General features: G+C 69.0%; 1 protein-coding gene. It reads right to left on the reverse strand.

The genetic code is table 11. From position 1 onward, the window contains the following. Positions 1-37 precede the first annotated feature (37 nt). A protein-coding gene (locus ACZ4N5_RS43035) for an IS3 family transposase (RefSeq protein WP_467762413.1) occupies positions 38-1275 on the reverse strand; the annotation gives its coding sequence in 2 pieces (ribosomal slippage) (positions 38-949 and positions 952-1275; 1236 coding nt in all). Positions 1276-1347: the final 72 nt, after the last annotated feature.

A 1347-nucleotide genomic window follows, 5' to 3' on the forward strand; every position in this document is an offset into this window, starting at 1 on the left:
GGGCCTTCCCCCGTGAAGGTGGGCACGCGGTTATTGATCACGCGGCGAGCGTGAGTTTAGCGGTGTGGTGTCGGCGTTCGTATTCGTTGGGGCTGAGGTGGCCGTTGGCGGAGTGCCGGCGGCGGGTGTTGTAGCGGGTCAGCCAGGCGAAGACGGTCCTGCGGCAGGTGGCGGCGTCACCGTAGTCGTGGGCGCCCTGGAGGGTCTCGCGTTTCAGGGAGGCGTGGAAGCTTTCGCAGGCAGCGTTGTCGGCGCTGGTGCCGATCGCGCCCATCGACCGGGCGACCCCGAGCTGGTCGCAGAGGCCGGCGAAGGCCCGGGATCCGTACTGGGCCCCGTGGTCGGAATGGAACACCGCCCCGCTGAGGCTGCCCCGGGTGCGGACGGCCATCCGCAGCGCGTCGGCGACCAGACTGGTGCGCATGTGGTCGGCGATGGACCAGCCGACGACTTTGCGGCTGAAGCAGTCCAGCACGGTCGCGAGGTAGAGGAACTCCCCGTTGTCCAGGGGAAGATAGGTGATGTCGCCCATGTATTTCAGGCCGGGTTCGGTGGCGGTGAAGTCCCGCTGGAACAGGTCCGCAACCGGTGAGGTGGCCGGGTCCGGGATCGTGGTGCGGACGCGTCTGCGCAGGCGGATGCCGGTGATGGAGAACGTCCGCATGATGCGGGCGACCCGTTTTTCGTTGACCCGCCGCCCTTTCCCGCGGAGTTCGGCGGTCACGCGCGGGGAGCCGTAGGCGCCGCCGGACTCGCTGTGGACCTCGCGGATCTCCTCGGCCAGGACCCGGTCCTTGTGCTGCCGGGCGGCTCGGGCCTCGGCGCCCGCGAGCCACTTGTAGTAGCTGGACCGGTTCACGTCCAGGACCTGGCAGAGCCGCTTCACCTCGTAGGTGTCCCGGTGGTCGTCAACGAACTGGAAGCGGCTCCTCACCAGTTCGTCTCTCCGGCGAAATACTTGGCCGCCTTGCGGAGGATGTCCCGCTCGGTGGCGAGCTTGCGCTCACTTGCCTCGAGCTCGGCGACCCGGGCCTCCAGCTGCCGCACCCGCTCGTCCGGATCAGCGGACGGCACCGCCTCCCGAGGCGGGCCGCCCGGCTTCGCAGCCGCAGCGGTGACGCCGCGGCGTTCACGGTCCCGCAGCACCCACTCACGCAGGGTGGCCCGGTTGACGCCCAGGTCGGCGGCGATGCTCTTGTAGGTCGCCCCGGGTGTGGACTCGTACAGGGCCACGGCATCGGCCTTGAACTCGTCCGAGTAGTCCTTCATCGCCATCGGCGGTCTTCTCGCTTCCTCCGGATCAAGCAGATCCAGTATCAGCGTGTCCACCACTCAGGGGGAGGCCCC

The organism is Streptomyces sp. NPDC026500 (genome assembly GCF_055567635.1).